We start from the raw sequence: 23,261 nt of genomic DNA on the forward strand, positions 1-23,261 counted from the left end.
TACACACTACTCCAATGAACTAACAGACATTTTTCTAATCAATACAGCAGCTTTTTTAGAATCCATAAGAGATAACCAATAAGGAACAATTGATAACCGGCCTTCTTTTTTAGAAAGTTCTTCAATTTTCCGCATATAAGATATTGCAAGCTCAGGATTTAAATCCTCAAGTCGCTTAACAGCATCTTCTGGCGGCATGTTCATTAAATATACAGCTGCTTGTAAAATATTTGCTTCCTCGTCATTATATTTATTTATAATGTCATCTATTACCTTTTGTTTTAAATCTAAATCTTTCTGCTTTTGCTTAAGCTCAAATTCAAGCTTATTTAAACTGTCTTCTTTTAACTTTAGATCTTCTTTAAGCTTTTCAATCTGCTGATTCTTAATATCAATAGCTTCCCTTTCCTTAACAAGCCTAGCTTCATCAAGAATTATATTGGAATTATGATCAAAGACTAGAGAAGTTTCTCCTAAAAACTTAGTTCTTATAAACTCAGGGAAATATCTCTTAGTATTATACATTCCAAGAAAATCGATAAAGAATAATACAAAGAAAAATAAAATAACAATTAAAAACAACAAAAAAAATGCCCTAAAAAAGAACGATAAAAAATTATTCACTTTCAATCCTCAGATTTTGACAAACTTTATAATTTACATGCTCATCTAGCAATAAGCTTTCCTTCTTTTCTCTATTTTTAATTATAGAATTATTTAAAGTTTTTATTAATATCTTAATCTTTTTTTCTTCCCTATATTTATCCACATAAATATCATAACACTCATTATAATGCTTTCTAAGTTCTTCAAGAATTTTAAAATTTTGTTTTTTTTTAAAATTTAAATAGTCTATATAACCTCTTATGGAAAGAGCATCAAAATTATTTAAGCTTTTTAAAAGATTAGGAATTCCATCTGAAAACTGATTTATTTTTGAAATTTTTTTATTTATATTCATTAAGTTTCTCTCACTTAACTTTCGATGATAGGCTCTAATGGTTAATATTCTATTAAGCTTTTGTTTTCTAAAGTTTAAATCATTCAAGATAATATTTCCCTTATTTCATCTTCTAAATTTTCAAAATCAAATATCTCATTTATTCCTTGAGAAATAAAATCAATAATCTTGGGATACTTGGAAATTGCAAAATCAACATCCTTATTGGATCCTTTGATATAAATCCCCGTTCTAATAAGATCTTCATAATCTTTATAAATAGACAATAAATTTCTAGCCTTCATTATTAATTTTTGTTTTTCTAAATTCATTATCCTATTAATAGATCTTGAAGTTGAACTAAGAATATTTATTGAAGGATAAATTCCTCTGTCAAATAAATCTCTGTCTAAAATAATATGACCATCTAAAACAGCCTTAATATTATCGGCTACAGGCTCTGTAAAATCATCTCCCTCAACAAGAACGGTATAAAACCCAGTAACACTTCCTCCATTACCATTAAACCCTGATCTCTCAAGTAAAATTGGAATTTCAACAAAAACAGAAGGCGGATAACCTTTAGATACCGGAGGCTCTCCTAAAGAAAGAGACATCTCCCTTTTAGCATTAGCAAACCTAGTAATAGAATCAAAAAGCAAAGCTACATCTTTACCTTGATCTCTAAAGTATTCCGCTATCATGGTAGCAACATAAGCTCCTTTATACCTTGATATAGGTGATTCATCAGAAGTTGAAACAACTAAAACACTTTTTTTTAAACGCTCCTCACCAAGCTCGTGTTCAATAAACTCATTAAGCTCTCGACCTCTTTCCCCAATAAAAGCTATAACGTTTACATCTGCATTTGAATTCTTTGCAATCATGCCAAGCAAAGTAGATTTACCAACGCCAGCACCAGAAAAAATACCAACTCTTTGACCTTTTTCGACTGGCAAAAATCCATCAAGAACTTTAACTCCTGTTAATATCTGTTCTTCGAAAATACTTCTATTAATTGGATTAATCTTCTCAAAAGTTAACTCTTTATATCTATTTTTTAAAAATGACCCTTTATTATCAATGGGCCTACCAAGAGAATCAATAACTCTTCCTAAAAGCTCATCACTAAGATTTATTTCTAGCCCTTTATTTAAAGAATAGACTTTATTCCCAACTTCAATTCCGCTAAATCCTTCATAAGCCATAAGACTAACATAAGGCCCATTAAAGCCTAAAACCTCAGCAAATACCTTTTTATTATTCCTTTGATCAATTAAACATAAATCCCCAAAAGCACACTGAGGCCCCAAACTTTCAACTAAAAGACCCTTTATTTTTTGCACCCTGCCAACAAAAGAAACAGTTTCAATATCATCTACTTGTCTTAAATAATTTTCAAAAAAATTGCTCACCAAAATTCCTTTAAATACTTAACTCAATAACGAAAAATTTTTAAACTTTTCCTCTATTTTATCAAGTTGAGAAGAAATACGCGCATCAATCTCTCCAAAATTAGTTTCAATTATACAACCACCTTTACCTATGTTGGGATCTTCTATTATTTCTAAAGTTTCTATAATATCAAATCTAGAAATAAAATCACTCTTTTTATGTCTAACAATATCTAAATCATCAAGATTTACACGAATAGTAATCTGTGTCTTATCTTTTACCCTTTTCAACACCTCATTAACATTTTCTAAGACAATATCTTTTTGAGAATCTGTAATTCTCTTAATAACCTTAATTGCAATTTGCATAACAAGACTTACTATTTGACCACTAGAAGATTCAAGAATGCTTTTCCTTTCGGCGATCAAAGATGCTATTATGCTATGCAGCTTTCTCATAACTTTATCAAAATCTTCAAAACCACTTTCATAACCTTTGTTATACCCCTCTTCCCTGCCTTTAGCAGTTGCTACCTCAAGATCTCTTTTTAATTTTTCCTCATACTCTCTTGACAATCTTTCAATCTCGGCATTAGACTCAGCCTCAATAGATTCCTTCTTATAAATAGCTTCTCTTTGCAAAAGATCTGCTTCTTGCTTTGCCATCTCTAATACTTCATTGGCTTTTATCCTAGCCTCTTCAATAAGCCTCTCAGATTCAATTTGGATTTCTTCTTTGGCAAGTTCTTGTCTTTTAACAAGCTCTTCCTCAAGTCGTAATTTTTCATCTCTTAAAAATTGTAACTCTTCTTTAAGTTTGGCAATTCGACTTTCTATGTCGTAAACCTTGCCTTCCTTCTCCTTAATTTCCAAAGATTCAAAAACAGGCTTTGCTATCTCAACAAATTCAAACTTTACTGAATTATCAACTTCTGATGATTTATATAAAACCTTAGGCAAACAAAACTCCTTTATCAGACAAGCACATCTTCCTCACCACCTCTTGAAATAACTATTTCTCCCTGTTCTTCTAACTTTCTAATAAGAGAAACAATTTTTTGCTGGGATTCCTCAACGTCTTTTCGCCTAGTAGGTCCCAAAAATTCCATATCCTCTTTAAGCATTGAAGCTGCTCTTTTTGACATGTTTTTGAAAATTTTTTCTTGGACAGGAATATCTACAGATTTTAAAGCTTTTGCCAGTTCTTGACCATCTATTTCTCTTAAAACCCTTTGTATAGATCTGTCATCAAGCAAAACTATATCCTCAAATACAAACATTTTCTTCTTAATCTCTTCTGCAAGCTCTGGATCTTCTTCTTCAAGAGATTCAATAATAAACTTCTCAGTCTTTCTATCAGCCATATTAATTATCTCAACAACATTGTCAACTCCTCCTGCTGATGTGTAATCTTCTGAAGAAAGAGAAGCCAGTTTTTTCTCAAGAACTCTCTCAACCTCTCTTACAACTTCGGGAGAAGTTCTATCCATTAATGCAATTCTCCTTGCAACATTTGTTTGCACCTCTGTAGGCAAACTAGAGAGAATAAAAGATGCCTTTTGGGGATCAAGATATGAAAGTATTAAGGCAATTGTTTGAGGATGTTCTTGTTGAATAAAGTTTAAAATATTTGCAGGATCTGCTCTTCTTACAAATTCAAAAGGTCTAGACTGTAAAGCAGATCCCAAATTATTAATAATGTCAACTGCTTTTTGAGTCCCAAGAGATTTTTCAAGAAGCTCTCTTGCATAATCAATTCCGCCTTTTTGAATGAACTCTTGAGCCATCATTAATTCTTTAAACTCTAAAAGAACATTATCTTTAAGCTCAGAAGTAATTGTCTCAAGCTTTGCTATCTCAAATGTCAAAGACTCTATCTCTTCTTGAGAAAGATACTTAAACACTTTAGAAGAGATTTCAGAACCTATTGAAACCAATAAAATAGCGGCCTTTTGCTTGCCTGTTAAAGCAGAAACATCAAGAATCTCCTTTTCTTTTTTTTCTTCCATATCAATTACTACCTTCTACGCATTTTTCAAAAGCCATGTTCTTATAAGCTTGGCAACATCTTCTGGCTTTTCTCTGGCTAAAAGCTCAGCATTGTTTTGAAGCTCATCACCTTCTCTAATCCCACCAACAACATCATCAACACCAATATCGTCACCACCATCCATTAAGGCTTGCTGGCGTCTTAAATGCGCCTGTTTTGCCAATTCCTCTTCTCTAAGACGTCTTCGTCTTTCAAGTTCTCTAGAAATAGCAAAAAATATTGTAAATGCTAAAATTAATAGTGAAAACATTATACTTGCAATAAATAAAAAATATTTAAACCTTTCACTTGCAAAATAATTTTCATCTATTTTTCTAAATTCATTCATACGATCAAAAGATATGTTTCTAACCGTTATTGAATCGCCTCTTTCTGGCTTATATTCAAAAGAGCTTTGCAAAACATCTTCAATATTTTTTATTTCTTCTAAGGCCATAGGCTTATATTCTCTTTTTCTCATTCCATTTTCTATTACGAAATCTCCCTTCTCGTCATACACAAAATTCCAAACACCATCCACGAAAATACCAAGAGAAACACCTACAATCCTAGCGGGCTCTTTTTCGCTTGTAGATTTTTTTTCATTTAAAGCAACATTTTTGATCTCTTGAGACTCATTATATTTACCAGTAATATCGCTTAAATCTTGATATTCAGGAGGAGTATTGCCTTCCTGCCCAGGAGGTCCCCACGGACTATATCCTTGTCCCTGATATTCTTTTTTTTGCGTCTGAGAAGATATGATAGTCGAATCGCTTACTTTTCTAGTATTATAAGAAGCTTTTGGGTCTTGGGATTGAAGCTCAATAGGAGCATACTCTTTAGACTCTGTAGTTTCTTTTGAGGTGTCAAGTTTTACATTTACCCTTGCTATCATAAATCTATCAATGGATAAAACTTTACTTAATGCAGAGTCGATTTCTCCCCTAAGCATAGCTTCATATTTAAGCTTTAATTTACGTTCTTTTTCTGCTAAGTCTATTCTATCTATTCCATCTAAATTAGAAAAATCATTTAAAATAGTCCCACTATTATCAACAATAGCGATATTGTCAGATTCAAGACCTTCAATGGCATACTGAATAAGCTTAACAAGTCCTTCAACCTTTTTTCTATTGGTAATAATATCAGAACCGGGTCTTGGGGTAATCCTAACAGATGCCTTAACGGGCTCTTGAGCTTCTTTAAAAAGAGCCTTCTCGGGCATAACAAGATTTACGCTAACAGCATCAACATCATCTAAAGCTACAATGTGCTGCTCAACTGCTCTTGTAATAGATCTTCTAAGGTTAATACTTCTTTCAAAATCAGTAATAGTCCACCTATCAATATCAAACAAGGCCCATGGATCCATATGAACAGGCACAAGCTCTTCTCTGACAAGAATTGCTCTCATTTTTTTTGCAAGCTTTTCATCATCCAAATAAATTCTTCCATCGGAACTCAAAAAATACTTAACATTTTCTCTATCAAGTCTTTGCGATATCCTATCTAAGAGATATTGATCTTTAATCTCAACTCCAAAAAGAGCAATGCTTTGACTTTTGGTAGAAAACCCTATTAAAAAAACAAACGCAAGAATTACAAAAAAAATAATCAATCCTAAGGCTATTTTCTGAACCGTACTAGCTTTTTTGAAGATTCCTTTTGCTGAAGCAAAAAAATTAGTAAAAAAATTGCTCAAAATCTTATGGCTCCTTAACGAATATTAATTATATCTTGATAAGCCTTTATGCCTCTCTCAACAACAGCCTTTAAAATACTTAAATTCATATTAGCCTTAGACAGCGCTATTGCAAAATCATGAACATCAACACTACTGGGACTAAGAACAACTTGTTCCATAACTTTAGAAACATTTAATTGGCTTTTGTTGATATCAGTAATCGTATTTATTAAAACATCCTTAAATGTTTTAGCATCATTATTTTTGGTACTGCTTTTAGAACTAAAAAAATTCACGTCCAAATGCAAAGGATTTTTTTTAATCAAATTAATATTATTCTCTGTAAAAAAAGCATCTATTCTTACCAATGATCTCTCCTTTAGCTTTGAAGTATAGCTAACGCACTTCTAAACATAGACTTGCTACTATTGACAACAGTAGAATTTGCCTCATAAGCACGAGAAGCTGAAATCATATCTACCATTTCTTCAACTAAATTAACATTAGGAAGCTCCACATAGCCTTTTTTATCCCCAAAACTTATTGAATCAGGATGAGTTGGGTCATATTTTAACTTTAATGGAGACTTATCTTTTTCAATGTTGACAACCCGAACTCCTTGCCCAATTCCATTATCAAGATAATTTGGAATAAAAGGGCCTTTCCAATAAGGATTACTAACCCTTGGAGCAAAAATAATCCTTTGCCTTCTATAAGGTCCACCATCAGGAGTTCTAGAAGTGGAAACATTTGCAATATTATTAGAAATAACATCAATCCTCAACCTTTGTGCTGTCAATCCCGTTGAAGCTACATTAATGCTTGAAAACAATCCCATTTTACATTCCTTAAGATATTAATTTATTTTAATACAATATTTACACTTTTGAAATAATGCGCCTGAATATTAGTCATAAGATGATACATCATTTGATTTTGTACAAGTGCCTTAATCTCAGAATCAATATCAACATTATTGCCATTATTATTCATAGTTGAAAAATGGTCAAGAACTCTGTGGGGCTTGACATCTGAATACTCTGGATTTTTAAGACCAGATAAATGCTTATCGCTAGACTTAATTAGGCTTAGATCATTTTTACCTTTATTTAAAAAAGCCTTTTCAAGCTCTGACTCAAAAGAAATTCTACTTCTTTTAAAATTTGGAGTATCTACATTTGCTATATTGTCAGAAATAACACCTTGTCTTAAGCTTAGAACATCTAAATACCTATGTGAAAAATCTATAGATCTTTCAAAATCATTCAAATTAAAACCCCCTCTGTTTAAAATTGCTTTTAACTAAATTATATAATAATTCAAATCTTTTTGTTCGTTAATTTGTATTTTTTTATTAACATAGTCCAAGTTTATTTCAAATTTTTTTAACTTACTACCAGGTACCTCAAAAAAAAGATCTGCAAGCACTCTTTCCATAACGCCGTGAAGTCTTCTGGCACCAAGATTTTCATTCTCAAGATTCATATTAAAAGTAAGCTCGGCAATTCTATCTATGGCCTCTTCACTAAACTTTAAATCTAAATTATAAACCTTAAACATCGCAACATATTGCTTTATTAGAGAATTTTTTGTTTGTTTTAAAATTTTTTTCAAATCATCTATGCTTAGGCTCTTAAGCTCAACCTTAATAGGAAATCTCCCTTGAAGCTCGGGTATTAAATCAGAAGGTTTGGCCAAATTAAATGCTCCTGCTGCAATAAATAAAATATGAGAAGTATCAACTATTCCATATTTTGTATTAACTTTAGAGCCTTTCATAATTGGTAAAATATCTCTTTGAACACCTTCTCTAGATACATCATTGCCGCTCCTATTCTTAGCAGCTATTTTATCAATCTCGTCAATAAAAATAATTCCCATATTTTCAACTTTAGATTTTGCAATATCTGAAATATTTTCGTGATCGACCAATTTTTCAAGCTCTTCTGCTAAAATTATTTCCTTTGCCTTTTTAATTTTCAATTCTCTTTTCTTTTTTCTATCAAATATATTACCCAACAAACCACCAATTCCCATATCAATCTCTTCAAAATTACCACCTGTAAATATTTCTATTGTAGAAAATGGCATTTTACTAGAAATTTGTATTTCAATAGTAGTATTATCAAGCTCACCTGCTCTAAGCTTTTTTCTAAGCTTCTCTTTTACCTTTTCCTCCGCCTTTATTTCATTTGGATCTACATTCTCAGAATTACCAGATCCTTTAAAAAGACTTTCAACTATTCTCTCTTCTGTTTTTACTAACGCATCATCTCTTACAGTGTTATACATCTCTTCTTTTACCATATTAACTGCAATGCTCATCAAATCTCTAACCATAGATTCAACATCGCGACCAACATATCCAACCTCAGTATATTTTGTAGCTTCAACCTTAATAAAAGGAGCTTTAATTAACTTAGAAAGCCTTCTTGCAATCTCAGTCTTTCCAATGCCAGTTGATCCAATCATAATAATATTTTTAGGCATTACCTCATCTTTTATTTCTTTTGGAAGTCTAGACCTTATATATCTATTAACAAGAGCAATTGATACTAATTTTTTAGCTTCATCTTGACCTATTATGTACTTATCAAGTTCTAAAACCACATCTTTGGGAACTATATAATGCTCTTCTAATTTATTCATTTTCAATCTCCTCAAGCACAATGTTAGAATTAGTATATATACATACTCTTGCTGCTATTTTTAAAGATCTAAGTGCAACCTCAAAAGCACTTAATTTTTTATTCTCCATGTAAGCAAGAGCTGCTGAATATGCATAATTACCACCACTACCAATTGAAATAACATCCTCTTCCGGTTCAACAACATCACCGGTGCCAGAAATCAAAAGGATATTCTTAGAATCAGCAACAAGCATCATGGCCTCAAGCTTATGAAGTATTTTGTCAGAACGCCAATCTTTTGCAAGGTCAACAGCCGCCCTTTTAATATCAATCAAACCATCACCTTTTGCCTTGATTTTTTCTTCAAATTTTTCAAAAAGAGTAATTGCATCGGATGTCGAACCTGCAAATCCTGCCAAAATTTTCCCATTAAGCAATTTTCTTATTTTAATAGCATTACTCTTTAAAACAGTATGTCCAAAAAGTACTTGTCCATCTGCTGCCACCACAGTCTTACCATTTTTTTTTATTGCAATAACTGTGGTTCCTTTAAAGCCCATATTACCCCCCTATTTATATATCTCTTTTAAAAGGTCTCCAATAAGAACATGAGAACCATTTTTACAATTACAACACTCTTTAGGATCATCTTCAATATTATTAGAGTCTACATATTGAATATTCAATAAAGCATAAAGATCCCTTACAGTTTTTATCTCTTGAGCACCAAAATCGTATAAATTTTAAAGCCCCATCACCACAAAAATCTAAATCATAAACATAAATGTCAAGCCCCAAGTCAAGACCAAGTTCAGCAGTAATTAAAGCTCCCGATTTTAAGGGCGCATAAGTTATAAAAATAGCATCTGACAAGCCTGAGATCAATCTATTTCTTTTAGCAAAAAAATAATTTTGAATTTTATCAAATGACAAAGTCTCGCTAATTATTCCTCCGCCTTGTTCCAAAAGTTTAAAAACATATTTTCGATTTTGCTTAGGATAAATATTATCAATATCTGTTGGAATAACAGCAAATGTTCTGCTATTCTCATTGATTGCTGCTATATGAGCTTCAATATCAGCCCCAATTGCAAATCCAGAAACAATCTCTACACCATTTTTTGCAAGATGTGAAGAAAATTCTCTTGTTCTCTCGGCAAGAGCTTTGCTAGTTCTTCTAGAACCAACAATAGCCCAAGACAATGAAGAGGAATTTGGCAAATTACCTTTATAGTAAATAGTAAAAGGAGGGTCATAAATTCGTTTAAGCTTATTAGGATAAGATTTAGACCCTAAAATAGTAATTTTGGCATTTGTCCTTCGAATAACTTTTTCTTGCAATTCTACTAATTTTAAATCGGGCAACCTAAATGATCTTCTAAATGATCTTAAAAGATAAGACTCAATGTCTTTTTGGGTCAATTTAATAATATCATTAAAATCAAAATTATTAAAAAGTTTTAATTTTTCTTTGCCTTTTAAAAATTTCAAATTATCAATATAAAGCAATTTCATCATAAATAATTACTTCAAATTACTCATAATCCTAGAAACACCTTCTTTTTGCTCTTCAGTTGAAGCATTTTTACTAGCTTTCTCATAAAACAATATAGCATTACCAAGATCACCTAGCGAATAATAATTTGCACCTCTTAACATGAAAAACTCAAAATAATCCTCACCCATATCATCAAGTTTATTTAAATAATTTTTAGCTTCAAGTTGTTTGTCAAGATCATATACATACATATTAGAAATAGCAAAAAGAGAATCTTTAAAATCATCTCTAATTGAAAGTGATTTTAAAAAAGAATTTTCAGCAAGAATTATGTATTTTTCAACCTCATCTTTTACTCTTAAATTTTTAGCTAAATTATAAGAAGCAACACCTATATAAAAATGAGATAAATAATTATTGGAGTTGATTTCTAAATTTTTAACAAAATACTCAATAGCAGGTCCATACTGACCAAGCTTAAAAAATTCAAGACCAATCAAATTGAAAAATCTGGCTTTCTTATCAATAGAATTGACTATCTTTAAAATATTTTTATCTTCTTTTTCAATAAATTCCTTATAAACTTCAATCTTGGATTCAGATCCACCGCCTGAAATTTCCAATTCTCTCAATCTAAGCCCAAGATTCAATTTTTCTTTAGATTCACTGCCACAAGATAAAAATAAATTAATAAGTATTATTAACGATAAAATTTTCATCTAATCATCGCTACTTTTTTTATTTAAATTTCTAAGAAATGTTGGAACATCAATATCTTCATCAAAATAATTAACATTTTTGGACTTTGCTGCAAAAGAAGAATCTTGATGCTCATAAGATCCAGAAGGCACATTTTGATTGCCTGACATTAAAGTATCAAATTCTTTAGAACTTAAGGTATTATTTTCTGGTGAACTTAATATTTCTTTTTGGTTTTTAGACGCAAAGCCCGTCGCAACAACTGTAACGTAAATTTCATCTTCAAGATTTGAATTAATAGCATGACCATATATCACAGTAGCTTCATCATCAACACTAACAGTAATGATCCCCATAATCTCTTCAAGTTCAAGTAATGAAAAATCATCTCCACCAGTAACATTAACAAGAAGCCCCTTAGACCCTTCAATACGAACTTCTTCAAGTAGTGGATTGCTAATCGCAGAAGTTGCAGCATCAACAGCTCTGTTTTCACCCTTGCCATATCCGATTCCCATTAAAGCATCACCCTGCCCTTGCATAATGCTTTTAACATCAGCAAAATCAATATTAACCTCTCCATGTTCAATAATAAGTCCCGCAATACCTTGAACACCCATTCTCAAAACATCATCTGCACGCTTAAAAGCATCTTTAATGGTAGTCCTTTTGTCAACAACAGTTAAAAGCTTTTGATTTGGAATAATAATCAATGTATCTACAGACTTCCTTAAGTTATTTATTCCTTGCTCCGCAAGTCTCAACTTCTTAGGACCTTCAAACTTAAAAGGCTTTGTTACAACTCCAACCGTTAAAATACCAAGCTCTTTTGCAACTTGTGCAATAACCGGAGCCGCCCCGGTTCCTGTTCCACCTCCCATTCCAGCAGTAATAAACACCATATCAGCGCCGGAAAGATGGTTGCGTATAACATCTATGTCTTCCTCTGCTGCAGCTTGCCCAATCTCAGGCTTTCCTCCAGCACCAAGCCCTGCTGTAACTTTTGCTCCAAGAGCAATTTTTATGGGAGCAATAGAGGTTTGAAGAGCCTGAAGATCAGTATTGGCCACAATAAATTCAACATCTCTTACTCCATATTCAATCATACGATTAACAGCATTGCTACCTCCTCCTCCCGCACCAATCACCTTAAGAATTGTAGGATTTGTAGTAGAATCGAATCTTCTTGTATGGCTATCAATCATATTATAATCTTTCATTAACGCTTCCTCCACGATTGGTCAAAACCATTCTTTCAAAAACCAACCTTTCAACTTTGAAGATATTTTATTTTTTCTTTTAACTTTACTGCTTACCTTCTTTAATTTAATGAATTTTTGGTGCTCGTGCTTATAAAGAACAAGACCAAGAGCTGAAGAAAACTTGGGATCTATATGCTTCTCCCCAACCCCATTAATACTCATTGGCAAACCTATTCTTGCGGGGTAATTAAATACTTCTTCTATTAAATTAGAAATACCTGGAAATAAAGCTCCTCCACCTGTTAAAACTATTCCACCATTAATTTTATTATAAAGTCCCCTTTTAAGTATTTCTGCTCTCATTATTTCAAAAATTTCTCTAAGTCTTGAATTAATTATTACAGACAACTCTTTTCTACTTTTCTCTTGAGGAGGTCGAGTCCCAAGGTTTGGAATAATTACAGTTTCCATTTGACTCTCTAGAATAGACGGATGAGCAATTCCAGCCGTTATTTTAATATTTTCAGCAACATCCTCAGGAACCTTCCAAACTTGTGCAATATCAAGAGTTACTCTATTAACGCCAATAGGAATCACGCCTGTATAATAAGGAGAGCCATCAATATAAAGAATAATATCCGTTGTACCTTTACCCATATCAATAAATAAAACACCCATCTCGCGCTCTTCTTTGGAAAGAGTTGCGTAAGATGAAGCTAAGCTTCCAAGAACAACCTCATCAACGGCAAAGCCAGCTCTATTTACGCATCTAACTAAATTCTGACTAGAAGAGCTAGACCCCGTAATAATGTGAACCTCTCCTTCAAGGCGAATACCCATCATGTCTATTGGGTTTTTTATATGAGGTATTCCATCTACAATAAATTCTTGAGGAATAACATGAAGAATTTCTCTATCCATTGGAATGACAATTGCCTTTGCTGCTTCAATTACCCTCTCAACATCTTCTTCATTAATCTCTCTTGTTCTTGAATTTATTGCAACAACACCGCGCGAATTAGTTCCCTCAACACTACTTCCAGACATAGAAACTGAAAGAGATGTAATGTCACATCCTGAGATGAGCTCTGCAGCCTCAATAGAATTAGATATTGAATCAAGAGCCGCTTCAATATTTATTAAAACTCCCTTCCTAACTCCTCTTGATATACTAGTGCCTATTCCAACTATTTCTAATTGATCATTTAAATTTACCTCAGCAACAACAGTACAAATTTTTGAAGTTCCAACATCCAACCCCACTATCAAATTCCTAGACACTAACCTTCTCCTAACAAAATGATATCACCACTTCTTAAATCTATAACGCCAGGCTTTCCTTTAAGTAAATTAACTCCAAGAAACACTTTATGCATCACATCCATTAAATCCATATCAACTGTTATCAATATTTTATTATATATACTTTTAATATACAAAATTACATTATAATCATAGAAATTCAATTTTAAAAAATTGACCTCTGATATTAAATTATACAAATATTTTTGATTTATTTTAAGATAATCAAGGCTCCTTACAACATTAAGCATTCTATCTTCTAGAAAATCTCCTACATTATTGTCACTTAAAACTAATCCGCTGATTATAGGCAAATCATAAATTAAATGTTTGCCTTTTTCTAAAATTACACCATCTGATGCAATGCAATAATAAGTAATATTACCATTTATGTTTTCTAAAGCAACAGCAACGGGTATTCTTTTTTCTATTTTAATATTGATTTTATTGGGAAACTGAAGATCAACCTTAACATTCTTTACCCTTAAATCTTTTTTAAGATTCTCTTCATATATTCTAGCATTAGCATTATGATAATATGTATTAGGTTTGATTCCCGAAATCCTGATTATATCTTCTTTAGAAAGAGAAGTATCATTATTAATGCTAATATACCTAATCAAAAAATAAGGAGACGCAAAAACAATAACTATTATTTCAAAAAAAATTAAAGAAGTTGAAAAATATATATACTTAATTAAAAACTTTCTCTCAAAAATCATAAACTAACCCGATTTACAGTACTAGAAAAATCAAATCAATTATTACTTAAGTTTTTTGCAACATTTGAAATAAGACCAGAAAGTGCCATGGTAACAATAATAGACGATCCTCCAGATGAAAAAAACGGTAAATTTATCCCAGTAGGGGGCAAAAGACCAATTGCAATTAAAATATTCATTATGCTTTGAAGAAAAATTGCAAGACTTGAAATAAATGCAATAAAAAATTTAAACCTACTATTAGAATTAATAGCTATAAAATAGCCAAAGTAAAAAAATAAAAAAAATAAGCTTATGGCAAACAAAACACCTAAAAATCCCAATTCTTCTCCAAGAACTGAAAAAATAAAATCAGAATTAGCCTCCGGCAGTTTTCCAAGTTTCACCTCTCCCATTCCTAAACCTTTACCTAAAATTCCCCCACTTTTTAAAGCATTAAGAGATGCTATTATTTGATAACCTTTCCCAGACGGATCATCGTAAGGATTGAGAAAAGCAAAAATTCTAGAAACCCTATAAGGTTCAAGCATTAAAAATATAGCAGAAACTGGCAAAAAAGTAATCACAATAGCAAGAACATAACTAAATGCCATATTAGAAACAAACAAAACAATAAAAAAAAGAATAGCAAAATAAATAGCTGTTGAATAATCGTTTTGTAAAATGATTAACACCCAAAAAATTGCAAAAATCAACATTGGCTTTAACCAGTATGAAACACCATTGTTTTTTCTTAGATCAAATTTACTCAAATAAGCTGAAAGATAAATAGTAAAAGATATTTTAAAAATCTCAGAGGGCTGAATACTAATACCTTGAAAGAATATCCATCTTTTTGCTCCGGAAATACTCGGAGATAAAAAAGTTGCCATAATTAAAAAAAGAGTTATGGTTAATACAGAAAATATTGATTTTTTTAAAAAATTTAAAGAAATTCTCTCAAAAACCAGAAAAACTATAAAACTTAAAAAAAGATAATTAAGTCTTGTGAAAAATAAAAAATTTGGATTACCTGTCAACTCTAAGCTTAGGAAAAAGGAAGAAGTATAAAAAACTACAAGACCATAGGCTACTAATAGCAGCAAAACAAGCAAATAACATATCCTAAGTGAATTTATCTCTACAAACATAATAAATTATCTGATTTTTATCGTACTTAAAGCAATTATAGCAAATATTAACCCTATTATCCAAAATCTAATAACAACTTGCATCTCAGACCACCCAAGTTCTTCAAAATGATGATGAAGTGGAGCCATTTTAAATACTCTTTTTTTGGTCTTTTTGTAAACCATGACTTGAATAATTACAGACATAGTTTCAATAATGAAAACTCCTGCAAGAATTGAAAAAAGTATTTCACTTTTTACAATCAAAGCTGCCATTCCAAGAATAGCACCCAAAGCCAAACTGCCTGTATCTCCCATCATAATTTTAGCGGGATAGGCATTAAACCATAAAAATCCAAAACTACCTCCAAGCAAAGCTCCAAGAAATATTACAAGCTCTTCAGAACCCTTAATATTTGGAATATGCAAATAAGCTGCAAAATCAGCCCTGCTTGTAAGATAAGCGATTATTATTAAAGCTCCTGTTATAACTATACTTAATCCAATTGCAAGTCCATCAAGTCCATCTGTTAAATTAAAAGAATTAGAAGCAGAAATTAAAATAAACATACCAAAAGGAATGTAAAACAATCCTAAATCTATTCGAAAAGACTTAATAAAAGGGAAATAGATCATACTAACATGTTCACTCCCAAAATAATAAAGGGTGCCAACAGAAATAAAAGAAAATATTATTTGCCCATAAATCTTAAATCGAGCCTTAAGTCCATCTGAGGTTTTCTTTTTGATTTTCAAAAAATCATCTATAAATCCCAAAAAAGCAAATCCAAGCATAACAAAAAGCATGATCAAAAAATAAACATTTAAAATATTACTCCAAAACACCAAAGAAATAAAAACGCAAAAAAAAATAAGAATGCCTCCCATAGTAGGAATTCCTGCTTTTTCACTCAAATGTCTTTTAGGGCCATCTTCTCTTAAAACCTGGTCAACTCTTAATTTCTTTAACCTTAAAATAATATGAGGACCTATAATCAAAGAAAGCAAAAATGCAAAAATTGTAGCATAAGCCATTCTAAAGGTAATATATTTGAGTAAGCGCAAACCTAAAAGATAAAACATAATAACCTCATTATCATCTAAATATAATTTAAAATTCTCTCAAGCCTGTTGAACCGTGAACCCTTAATGACAATAAAAACTGAAGGTTCTAAGCTGTTTAAAAAAAAATCAATAAATTTATCAAACTCGCTAAAATAATATAAACGCTTTTCAACTAAATTCTCAGAATATCTAACATCTAAAAATTCTTCGCCAATTAAAAAAATTTTATCAAAATTCATTGAAACAGCCTCTTTAATTAAATCTTTGTGGGTTTTGTATGCAAATTCTCCAAGCTCTTTAAAAGACCCAAGAACCATAAATTTTTTGCCCTGAATATCAAGATCTAAAATCATATTTTTCAAGGCTATAAAAGAACCCATATTGCCATTATAAGAATCATTTAAAATTAAATATCCATTTTTTGTTAAAATTTCTGCCCTACCCTTTTGGAAAGCAGTCTCAATAAGACCTTCTCTTATTTCTTTTTCTCTCATTCCTAAAAATAGAGCCAAATTAATACAACCTATTGCATTAAAAATATTATGCCGCCCTAGCAATAAAATAGAGTACTCAAACCCTTTGTAAACAAAATCATAAGAAAATTTCCCTTCCAGAAAAGAAAATGATTTAATATTAAGACTTTCAAAATCAAAATAAACGATTTTAACATTTGGATTTGCGATTTTTGCTCTTTTTTCAAGATAAATACAATAATCATTCATTTCATTTGTAACAAAGATTTCAATGTTTTTGCCAATTATTTTACTCTTTTCAAAAGCAATAGATTGTAACTCCTTAAAAGCTTGCATATGTGCATAGCTTATATTAGTAATAATAACAATTTCTGGTTTTAAAATTTGGGATAAAAGATCCATTTCTCCAATATAGCTACCTCCAACTTCAAAACCAGCATATTCTTCATTACCTTCTACTCTTAAAATACTAAGAGGAAGTCCAATGTCAGAATTTAAATTACCCCAAGTTTTGTAAGTTTTATATTTCTTTGAAAGTATACTATAAAGCATTTCTTTGGTTGTAGTTTTACCATTACTCCCTGTAATAGCAATTCTTTTAAAGTTTGTCCTTTCAATTAAACACGATGCTAAAGTTTGAAGGAGTTTTATTACATCACTTGTAAGCAAAAAAACTAACCCTTCATTATCATTTAAATATTTAATACACTCAGATTCATGCTCTCTTGCACATATAAAACATTTAACACCCAAATCAATTAAATATTTAACAAAAGAAAATCCATCTACTTTATTTCCCCTATATGCAAAATAAAGACTAACATTGATATTATCATCCTTTATTTCGCGACTATCTAACGAATAAAAAGAGACTACCTTTTCAATATTTTTTATATTCCCTACAAACTTTACATCTTTAGAAGAGATTAAAATATCCTTAATCTTTATACGCACTCAAACCTCATATAAAATATTTTACTCAGCAAAAATATTTATATCTTCATTAGCTTTTTTTTCCAAATTTAATTCTCCAAAAGAAAAACTCTCTATTCTATTAATATTTTCAAGTTCATATATTACTGTCAGCAATCTTAAATTATCATCAATAATATTTTCCTGCTCATTGTCTAAGTGATTAAATTCTCTAAGCTTTACAACATATCTAAAATTTAAGTAAATATTAAAACACACTATGACTGTTAGTATTAAAATTAAAATACAATAAACTTCAAACTCAATCTTACTTATACTATTCATATTTTTTTTAAAGCTCTAAGCTTAGCACTCCTTGAAGGTTTGTTTTTTTTTATCTCATCAAAACTTGGAATAATGGGCTTTTTTGAAATCTTAGCATACAAATCACAGCTTAAACTTCTAAAAAAATCTTTTACAATACGATCCTCTATTGAATGAAATGTGATAATAGCTAAAATTCCATCTTTGGCTAAATTTTCTATCCACAAAGGCAAGCTTCTTTTAAGCCTAGCAAGCTCATCATTTACACAAATTCTTAAAGCTTGAAAAGTTTTTGTAGCTGGATTTATTTTAGCTTTTGAAAAAGGATAAACTTTATTTATTACAGCTTGCAACTCTTTTGTAGTTTCTATTCTTTTAATTTTTCGATATTCTACAATAGCTTTAGAGATTCTTCTAGAATAATGCTCATTACTTAAATCATAAATTAAACTTTCAAGATCATATTTACTAAAAGTATTTACAATATCAGCCGCACTAATACTACAAGAGGAAGAACAAAGTCTCATATCTAAAGGTTCATCTTCAAGAAAAGAAAATCCTTTTTTACTTCCTTTGTAATGAAACATAGAAATACCAAGATCAACTAAAATAAAATTAGCTTTGGCATTTAAAGGGTAATTTACGAAAAAATTATCAAACCAGTCATTAAAATATGTAATTCTCCCTTTAAAAGCAAAAAGAAACTGCTTTGCTCTTTCTAAAATTTGAGGATCTCTTTCAATTCCAACCAAACTTAAAAAGTCATATTTTTCAAGAATCGCTTTTGCATGAGCACCTTCTCCAAGAGTAGAATCAATATATATTAAATCGCTTTTTACAGGCAAATCTTCTATGAGCTTGCAAATTGCATCAAGAAGTACTGGAAAATGAAAAACATTATTATTCATTTAATTTAAACCTATAAATTATTTTTTTTTCATTTCCATAAACATCTCCATATTTTATTTTAAGTTCATTCTTACCCTTAATAAAATTAAGATCATTTATTTTAAGGCATCCACCATCTTTTTTGATATTCAAAATATCTAATCCATAATTTTTCTCTTGAGCCAAGGTATATGTATTATTAAACAAAAAAATATTTTGAAAATCTGAACGAAAAATACTTTTATTATTCAAAATAGCCTCAAAATAATAAATTCCTTTAAGAGAATTTTTAAAAGATTCTACTTTTTGAGTATGAAAATATAATAAAAGACTATATTGACCAGAATCGACATTTAAATTTATATTTTTAAATACCTCCAATCTTTCATCATCACCCTTTCCTTTTAAAAAAACCCTGCCTAAAGTATAGACCGTCTCAGCAACTAAATTGTTCCTATTCTTTATAACAAACAAAGGATTGATAATCTTTTTAGCACTGGGATCATTAACTACTAAATCAATAACACTCTTTTCATCTTTTAAAAAGATTTTTCCAAGTTTATAAAAAAACCCTCCTAAAATCTCTAGATTTAAATTTAAATCATTGTCAAAAATGATTAAAATACTATTATCCCTATCTAATCTATTTTTTGAATATAAGATTTTATAATTATTGGAAAAAACAGATACCGTCTTTTCCAAAGGTTTTAACCTTATTCCAATATTTAATTTATCATTATCTAATACACCAAAATCTTTAACTAAGGCAAACTTTTCATCATTTCTAAATTCCAAAAATGGATATAAATCTAAAACATTAAAGAAAAATACAAAAACAATTAAAATCACTGCCCCAATCCCAAATATTTTAAATCATTATTACCATTAAAATACAAAAGTCCTTTTCCAAATTCAACAAAAGAGCTTATTTCATCTCTAATAAAAACATTGTCAAACAATCCAAAAGAATTTGCAGAATAAGTTTTTATATTAATGATTTTTTCACTCTCAGAATAAAAATATACTCTGTAAATATTTTGAAAATAATCATATGATGCTCTTAAAATAGAAATTTTATTTTCAACTTTAAATATTCTACCACTTTTAATATTTATAACCACAAGTGAATTTTCAACTTCAATAAACAAATTATTATAATCATCTATTTTTATAAAAGTCTCAAAACTATTAATAGTTAAATTGTTTAATTCTAAAATTTTTTTATAATCACTCTCTAAATCAATTATTTCTAAAAAATACTCAGAATTACCCTTTAATGAAACTAAATACTTATTATCAGAACTTAATTTAACAAAACACGTTGGAAATTTTCTCTCTAAAAAATTTTCCATATAAATCATCTTACCTTGTTTATATATATGAATCTCCCCATTAGAAAGCCCTAAAACTAAAACTTCATTATTATAGTCTACACTTAAAATTGAAGACAAAAAATTAAGCACTAGTATATTATTCCCGCCAAAATCATAAATCTCTAAAGTTTTATAAAAGTCGTTTAAAGTAAAAATTAAATTATTTATTACAAAAACAAAATCTTTGGACTTAAGTGTAAATAAAAATTTATTGTTTTTAACGGAAAAAACAGAATAATCCTTGCTAGAATTAAAAAGCACATAATAATAGTCTGAAGAACTTATTAAGTTATCACTTAAAAGAGAATAACAAGATTCTCTAAAATTGAGATTTAAAACCTTATTTGATACAAAGACATTCTTGCTTAAATTTATATTTTTATAATCAGATTTATTTTCAAAATTCTTAAAATCATAAAAATTAGATACAGCCATGGTAGATCTTATAAAGAAATCAATCAAAATTATAAATAATAAAAATAAGCTCAAGATCAAAAAAATTTTTAATTTTCTGAATTTACTTGTGCCCTCTTCTACATTAAAACTCAATATAACTACTTTCTCCAACTTTAATCTATTATTTTGCTTTAATTAAATCTGAACTAAACTTTGAAGACCAAACTCCATGAAACCTTGAAAATTTTTCAGCAGCTTCTTTTTGAGAAGCTATGGTGGCTAAAACCCTTCCTGCTTCAAGATAACCAAGAGAATGTAGTCCAAATTCATGAGATCCACTAAGCTCATATTTGCCTCTTAAAATAAATGCTCCTTCTTCTAAAAGTTCCAGCACTTTAATAAGGTGCTCAAATTGAAATGTATAATAAGGACTCTCAAGTTGTAAATTTTTAGAAAAATCTCTAAAATCAATAATATTTTTAGAAAAAACAATAAATTTAAGATACATATCCTCAAGAAAAACAAGTGTTTTAGAATCTTTTTTGCTAAAATTTTTAGCCAAATCAATTAAATATCCCAATTTTTTAACAATTAAAAACCTCTCTTCGGGGTTTAAATTAAGAGTCTGAGGTATTTCAATCAATTCTCTTGGAGTTATGCTAAGAACAGGGCTAATAACTAAGCTAAAATCAGAAATCAACCCAGACAAAATTTTTTTTATAGAATAATTTACTTTCAATCTAGGCCTAGTATAATAATAATTTAAAGACGAAATATAGCTTAAAACATTTAAATTGAAATCAATAAGATCAAATGAAAGTTTAGCATTTGATGTAAATTCGTTAATCTCTTTTATAGCGGCTATATCATTTAAAGTCCTCAAAACAAGATTATTAATATACAATATTTTTTTATAATTTTCATTATCAACTAAATCCATAAACACCTGCCTAAAACTCATAAAAAGGTGATTTATCAGTTATCCAATATATTGATTTTAGCAACAAACATATTAAATATTTTAACAAGTTATAAATTTATAAAAAACACCCTTAGAACATTTAGTCTGCTAATAAACAAAACATTAACGCCCTTATAATAAATTATGTAAAATTTTAACTAATTTTTAAAAGTACCAAGTCTTAAAACACACAAAATCCTCTAGTCTAATTAAAGATCAGATTAAATCAAAAATTCAAATAAAAACCAATAACAATATTTATTAAAAAGCAAACTGTTTAAAAGAGCATTAAACTTATAATAATTTGTTTTTTAATCTCTTAACAAAAGTATCCGTACAAAATGAGACAAAATTTAAGCTTTGAGAAGAAATTTCAAATTCAAAAACAACATCAACTCCGAAAGAACCAAAATTAATTCCATCTAAAAAAATTGATGCTGGCGCTATAAAATATTCCTTTGAAAAAGAAAGAGAAAGTTTACTTAATTTAGAGAACACAAAAGAGCGATTATAAACAGAATGGGGAGAAATAGGTGTAAGTAAAAATCCCTCAAGTTCTGCTTCTAAAATAGGACCTCCTGCTGAGAAAGAATATCCTGTTGAACCTGTTGGAGTAGACACAATTATCCCATCACTTTTATATGATAAAAAATTCTCGGAATTAACCTTAAGATCTACATGAATCATTTTATTAAGAAGACTTGAGCGAATAATAATATCGTTTAAAGCATACCTAGAAATTAAATCTTTGCCGTGCTTATAAACTGTTACATGAAGCAAAAATTTTTTATTAATTACTAAAGAATTTTTAAAAAATCTATCTATGACTTTTTTAAAATCTTCAATCTTAATATCTGCTAAAAATCCCACCTTCCCCATATTAATTGAAATAATTGGGATATCAACATTTTTATTTTCAAGAAGCAAATTAACAGCCAAAAGAACTGTCCCATCTCCTCCTAAAGTTATCAAAAAAAGAAAATTTTCTCTTGGAAAAGATAATAAAGGCTTACTAACATCTATTAACACCACCTCAACAAAATGCTTAGTTTCTAAATAAACTTTAATATCATCGCCTAAAATACCAGCTCCCGACTTTAAAGTATTAATACAAAGAAGAGCCTTACTCTTCATGTTGATCTTTATAGGGAATATCGTCAAATTCGCATTTATCAAAAATTTTTGCAATATCAATTAATACTAAATATTCACTCTCAAGATTATCAGCATCATCAAGCTTTACAACTCCAGATATATATTTTCTATCTAAAGTTTGTAAAGTAGCAGGGGGTTCTTGAATCCTAGAATCATCAAAGCTAATAACTTTAAGAACCCTGTCAACAAAAATGCCCAAAAGTTTATTCTTAATCTTAACTATTAAGTATCCTGTCAAAAGCATATCTTCTTCTGTTACTGAAATAGAAGGAACCCCAAATTTAATATTTAAATTAACTAAAGGAATAATACTGCCTCTAAGATTATAAATACCTATAATATATTCAGGAACATTTGGTATAGCATAAACTCCTTCTGATGGAACTTTAATAATTTCTCTAATATGCTCTATTGACACACCATAACTTTCTTTGCCTATTTTAAAACCTGCAACTTGAAGCTGCGACTTCCTGTCTTCAGATATTTCTTTTCTCAACATATT

Annotated in this window: 25 protein-coding genes and 1 pseudogene; all 26 read right to left on the reverse strand. The window is 29.8% G+C overall.

Going from position 1 to position 23,261, the window contains the following annotated elements; translation table 11 throughout:
• Positions 1–6 precede the first annotated feature (6 nt).
• The 26 genes and pseudogenes from BG_RS01400 to BG_RS01525 all read right to left on the reverse strand — a co-directional run bounded on the left by BG_RS01400 (position 7) and on the right by BG_RS01525 (position 23,258).
• Positions 7–624: a periplasmic-type flagellar collar protein FlbB gene (locus tag BG_RS01400; protein ID WP_044007878.1), complete on the reverse strand. Its 618-nt coding sequence runs from the start codon at positions 622–624 to the stop codon at positions 7–9.
• Positions 617–1,048 carry a flagellar FliJ family protein gene (locus BG_RS01405; RefSeq protein ID WP_011193621.1) on the reverse strand — a complete coding sequence of 144 codons (432 nt, stop codon included), beginning with the start codon at positions 1,046–1,048 and terminating at the stop codon, positions 617–619. The genes BG_RS01400 and BG_RS01405 overlap by 8 nt, the downstream gene beginning before the upstream one ends.
• A complete protein-coding gene (locus BG_RS01410; RefSeq protein ID WP_011193622.1) occupies positions 1,045–2,355 on the reverse strand; it encodes a FliI/YscN family ATPase in 1,311 nt (436 codons plus the stop codon). The genes BG_RS01405 and BG_RS01410 overlap by 4 nt, the downstream gene beginning before the upstream one ends.
• 18 nt (positions 2,356–2,373) lie before the next feature.
• Entirely contained in the window at positions 2,374–3,294 is a 921-nt protein-coding gene (gene fliH / locus BG_RS01415; RefSeq protein WP_011193623.1) for a flagellar assembly protein FliH, read from the reverse strand.
• 14 nt (positions 3,295–3,308) lie between these two features.
• Complete coding sequence (fliG, locus tag BG_RS01420) at positions 3,309–4,343, reverse strand: flagellar motor switch protein FliG (RefSeq protein WP_002556889.1); 1,035 nt, start codon at positions 4,341–4,343, stop codon at positions 3,309–3,311.
• Positions 4,344–4,358: 15 nt separating this feature from the next.
• A complete protein-coding gene (gene fliF / locus BG_RS01425; protein WP_011193624.1) occupies positions 4,359–6,068 on the reverse strand; it encodes a flagellar basal-body MS-ring/collar protein FliF in 1,710 nt (569 codons plus the stop codon).
• Positions 6,069–6,082: 14 nt separating this feature from the next.
• Positions 6,083–6,418: a flagellar hook-basal body complex protein FliE gene (gene fliE / locus BG_RS01430; protein ID WP_011193625.1), complete on the reverse strand. Its 336-nt coding sequence runs from the start codon at positions 6,416–6,418 to the stop codon at positions 6,083–6,085.
• An 11-nt stretch (positions 6,419–6,429) separates the two neighbouring features.
• Complete coding sequence (gene flgC, locus BG_RS01435) at positions 6,430–6,888, reverse strand: flagellar basal body rod protein FlgC (RefSeq protein WP_011193626.1); 459 nt, start codon at positions 6,886–6,888, stop codon at positions 6,430–6,432.
• 23 nt (positions 6,889–6,911) lie between these two features.
• Positions 6,912–7,319: a flagellar basal body rod protein FlgB gene (gene flgB / locus BG_RS01440; protein ID WP_011193627.1), complete on the reverse strand. Its 408-nt coding sequence runs from the start codon at positions 7,317–7,319 to the stop codon at positions 6,912–6,914.
• A 33-nt stretch (positions 7,320–7,352) separates the two neighbouring features.
• A complete protein-coding gene (gene hslU, locus BG_RS01445; RefSeq protein ID WP_011193628.1) occupies positions 7,353–8,699 on the reverse strand; it encodes an ATP-dependent protease ATPase subunit HslU in 1,347 nt (448 codons plus the stop codon).
• Positions 8,692–9,240: an ATP-dependent protease subunit HslV gene (gene hslV, locus BG_RS01450; RefSeq protein ID WP_011193629.1), complete on the reverse strand. Its 549-nt coding sequence runs from the start codon at positions 9,238–9,240 to the stop codon at positions 8,692–8,694. The genes hslU and hslV overlap by 8 nt, the downstream gene beginning before the upstream one ends.
• A 9-nt stretch (positions 9,241–9,249) precedes the next feature.
• Positions 9,250–10,195 (reverse strand): annotated as a pseudogene (dprA, locus tag BG_RS01455) (DNA-processing protein DprA).
• Between the two features lie 9 nt (positions 10,196–10,204).
• A complete protein-coding gene (locus tag BG_RS01460) occupies positions 10,205–10,897 on the reverse strand; it encodes a tetratricopeptide repeat protein (RefSeq protein WP_004791807.1) in 693 nt (230 codons plus the stop codon).
• A complete protein-coding gene (gene ftsZ / locus BG_RS01465; protein WP_011193632.1) occupies positions 10,898–12,097 on the reverse strand; it encodes a cell division protein FtsZ in 1,200 nt (399 codons plus the stop codon).
• Positions 12,098–12,118: 21 nt separating this feature from the next.
• The gene (ftsA, locus tag BG_RS01470) at positions 12,119–13,360 is read right to left on the reverse strand and encodes a cell division protein FtsA (protein WP_011193633.1); all 1,242 of its coding nucleotides are present in this window, start codon (positions 13,358–13,360) and stop codon (positions 12,119–12,121) included.
• Positions 13,360–14,103 carry a cell division protein FtsQ/DivIB gene (locus tag BG_RS01475; RefSeq protein ID WP_011193634.1) on the reverse strand — a complete coding sequence of 248 codons (744 nt, stop codon included), beginning with the start codon at positions 14,101–14,103 and terminating at the stop codon, positions 13,360–13,362. Before BG_RS01475 ends, ftsA begins: the two co-directional genes overlap by 1 nt.
• Positions 14,104–14,138: 35 nt before the next feature.
• A complete protein-coding gene (gene ftsW / locus BG_RS01480; RefSeq protein ID WP_011193635.1) occupies positions 14,139–15,197 on the reverse strand; it encodes a putative lipid II flippase FtsW in 1,059 nt (352 codons plus the stop codon).
• A 42-nt stretch (positions 15,198–15,239) separates the two neighbouring features.
• The gene (gene mraY / locus BG_RS01485) at positions 15,240–16,295 is read right to left on the reverse strand and encodes a phospho-N-acetylmuramoyl-pentapeptide-transferase (protein WP_011193636.1); all 1,056 of its coding nucleotides are present in this window, start codon (positions 16,293–16,295) and stop codon (positions 15,240–15,242) included.
• Positions 16,296–16,312: 17 nt separating this feature from the next.
• On the reverse strand, positions 16,313–17,704 hold the full coding sequence (locus tag BG_RS01490) for a UDP-N-acetylmuramoyl-tripeptide--D-alanyl-D-alanine ligase (protein WP_011193637.1): 1,392 nt from the start codon (positions 17,702–17,704) through the stop codon (positions 16,313–16,315).
• A gap of 21 nt (positions 17,705–17,725) precedes the next feature.
• Positions 17,726–18,007, reverse strand: coding sequence for a hypothetical protein (locus BG_RS01495; protein WP_011193638.1), 282 nt, complete (start codon positions 18,005–18,007; stop codon positions 17,726–17,728).
• On the reverse strand, positions 18,004–18,894 hold the full coding sequence (rsmH, locus tag BG_RS01500; RefSeq protein WP_011193639.1) for a 16S rRNA (cytosine(1402)-N(4))-methyltransferase RsmH: 891 nt from the start codon (positions 18,892–18,894) through the stop codon (positions 18,004–18,006). The genes BG_RS01495 and rsmH overlap by 4 nt, the downstream gene beginning before the upstream one ends.
• Positions 18,887–19,723 carry a hypothetical protein gene (locus tag BG_RS01505; RefSeq protein ID WP_011193640.1) on the reverse strand — a complete coding sequence of 279 codons (837 nt, stop codon included), beginning with the start codon at positions 19,721–19,723 and terminating at the stop codon, positions 18,887–18,889. The genes rsmH and BG_RS01505 overlap by 8 nt, the downstream gene beginning before the upstream one ends.
• Entirely contained in the window at positions 19,720–20,796 is a 1,077-nt protein-coding gene (locus BG_RS01510) for a TP_0783 family beta-propeller protein (RefSeq protein ID WP_011193641.1), read from the reverse strand. Before BG_RS01510 ends, BG_RS01505 begins: the two co-directional genes overlap by 4 nt.
• Positions 20,797–20,824: 28 nt before the next feature.
• Positions 20,825–21,583 (reverse strand): TP0443 family flagellar-associated protein, encoded by a 759-nt coding sequence (locus BG_RS01515; protein ID WP_011193642.1) that lies wholly within the window; start codon positions 21,581–21,583, stop codon positions 20,825–20,827.
• Between the two features lie 315 nt (positions 21,584–21,898).
• The gene (locus BG_RS01520) at positions 21,899–22,738 is read right to left on the reverse strand and encodes an NAD(+)/NADH kinase (protein ID WP_011193643.1); all 840 of its coding nucleotides are present in this window, start codon (positions 22,736–22,738) and stop codon (positions 21,899–21,901) included.
• On the reverse strand, positions 22,728–23,258 hold the full coding sequence (locus tag BG_RS01525) for a chemotaxis protein CheW (protein WP_011193644.1): 531 nt from the start codon (positions 23,256–23,258) through the stop codon (positions 22,728–22,730). The genes BG_RS01520 and BG_RS01525 overlap by 11 nt, the downstream gene beginning before the upstream one ends.
• Between the last annotated feature and the right edge of the window lie 3 nt (positions 23,259–23,261).

The sequence above is a fragment of the Borreliella bavariensis PBi genome (assembly GCF_000196215.1).
In the GTDB taxonomy this organism is placed as follows: domain Bacteria; phylum Spirochaetota; class Spirochaetia; order Borreliales; family Borreliaceae; genus Borreliella; species Borreliella garinii.

Coding starts and splice junctions, on each gene's coding strand:
- mraY (WP_011193636.1), bottom strand. CDS start 16,295: ATGTTTTATCTTTTAGGTTTGCGCTTACTCAAATATATTACCTTTAGA.
- BG_RS01520 (WP_011193643.1), bottom strand. CDS start 22,738: ATGAAGAGTAAGGCTCTTCTTTGTATTAATACTTTAAAGTCGGGAGCT.
- rsmH (WP_011193639.1), bottom strand. CDS start 18,894: ATGAATAATAATGTTTTTCATTTTCCAGTACTTCTTGATGCAATTTGC.
- flgC (WP_011193626.1), bottom strand. CDS start 6,888: ATGGGATTGTTTTCAAGCATTAATGTAGCTTCAACGGGATTGACAGCA.
- BG_RS01460 (WP_004791807.1), bottom strand. CDS start 10,897: ATGAAAATTTTATCGTTAATAATACTTATTAATTTATTTTTATCTTGT.
- BG_RS01525 (WP_011193644.1), bottom strand. CDS start 23,258: ATGTTGAGAAAAGAAATATCTGAAGACAGGAAGTCGCAGCTTCAAGTT.
- ftsZ (WP_011193632.1), bottom strand. CDS start 12,097: ATGAAAGATTATAATATGATTGATAGCCATACAAGAAGATTCGATTCT.
- BG_RS01515 (WP_011193642.1), bottom strand. CDS start 21,583: ATGGATTTAGTTGATAATGAAAATTATAAAAAAATATTGTATATTAAT.
- BG_RS01475 (WP_011193634.1), bottom strand. CDS start 14,103: ATGATTTTTGAGAGAAAGTTTTTAATTAAGTATATATATTTTTCAACT.
- BG_RS01495 (WP_011193638.1), bottom strand. CDS start 18,007: ATGAATAGTATAAGTAAGATTGAGTTTGAAGTTTATTGTATTTTAATT.
- hslV (WP_011193629.1), bottom strand. CDS start 9,240: ATGGGCTTTAAAGGAACCACAGTTATTGCAATAAAAAAAAATGGTAAG.
- hslU (WP_011193628.1), bottom strand. CDS start 8,699: ATGAATAAATTAGAAGAGCATTATATAGTTCCCAAAGATGTGGTTTTA.
- fliG (WP_002556889.1), bottom strand. CDS start 4,343: ATGGAAGAAAAAAAAGAAAAGGAGATTCTTGATGTTTCTGCTTTAACA.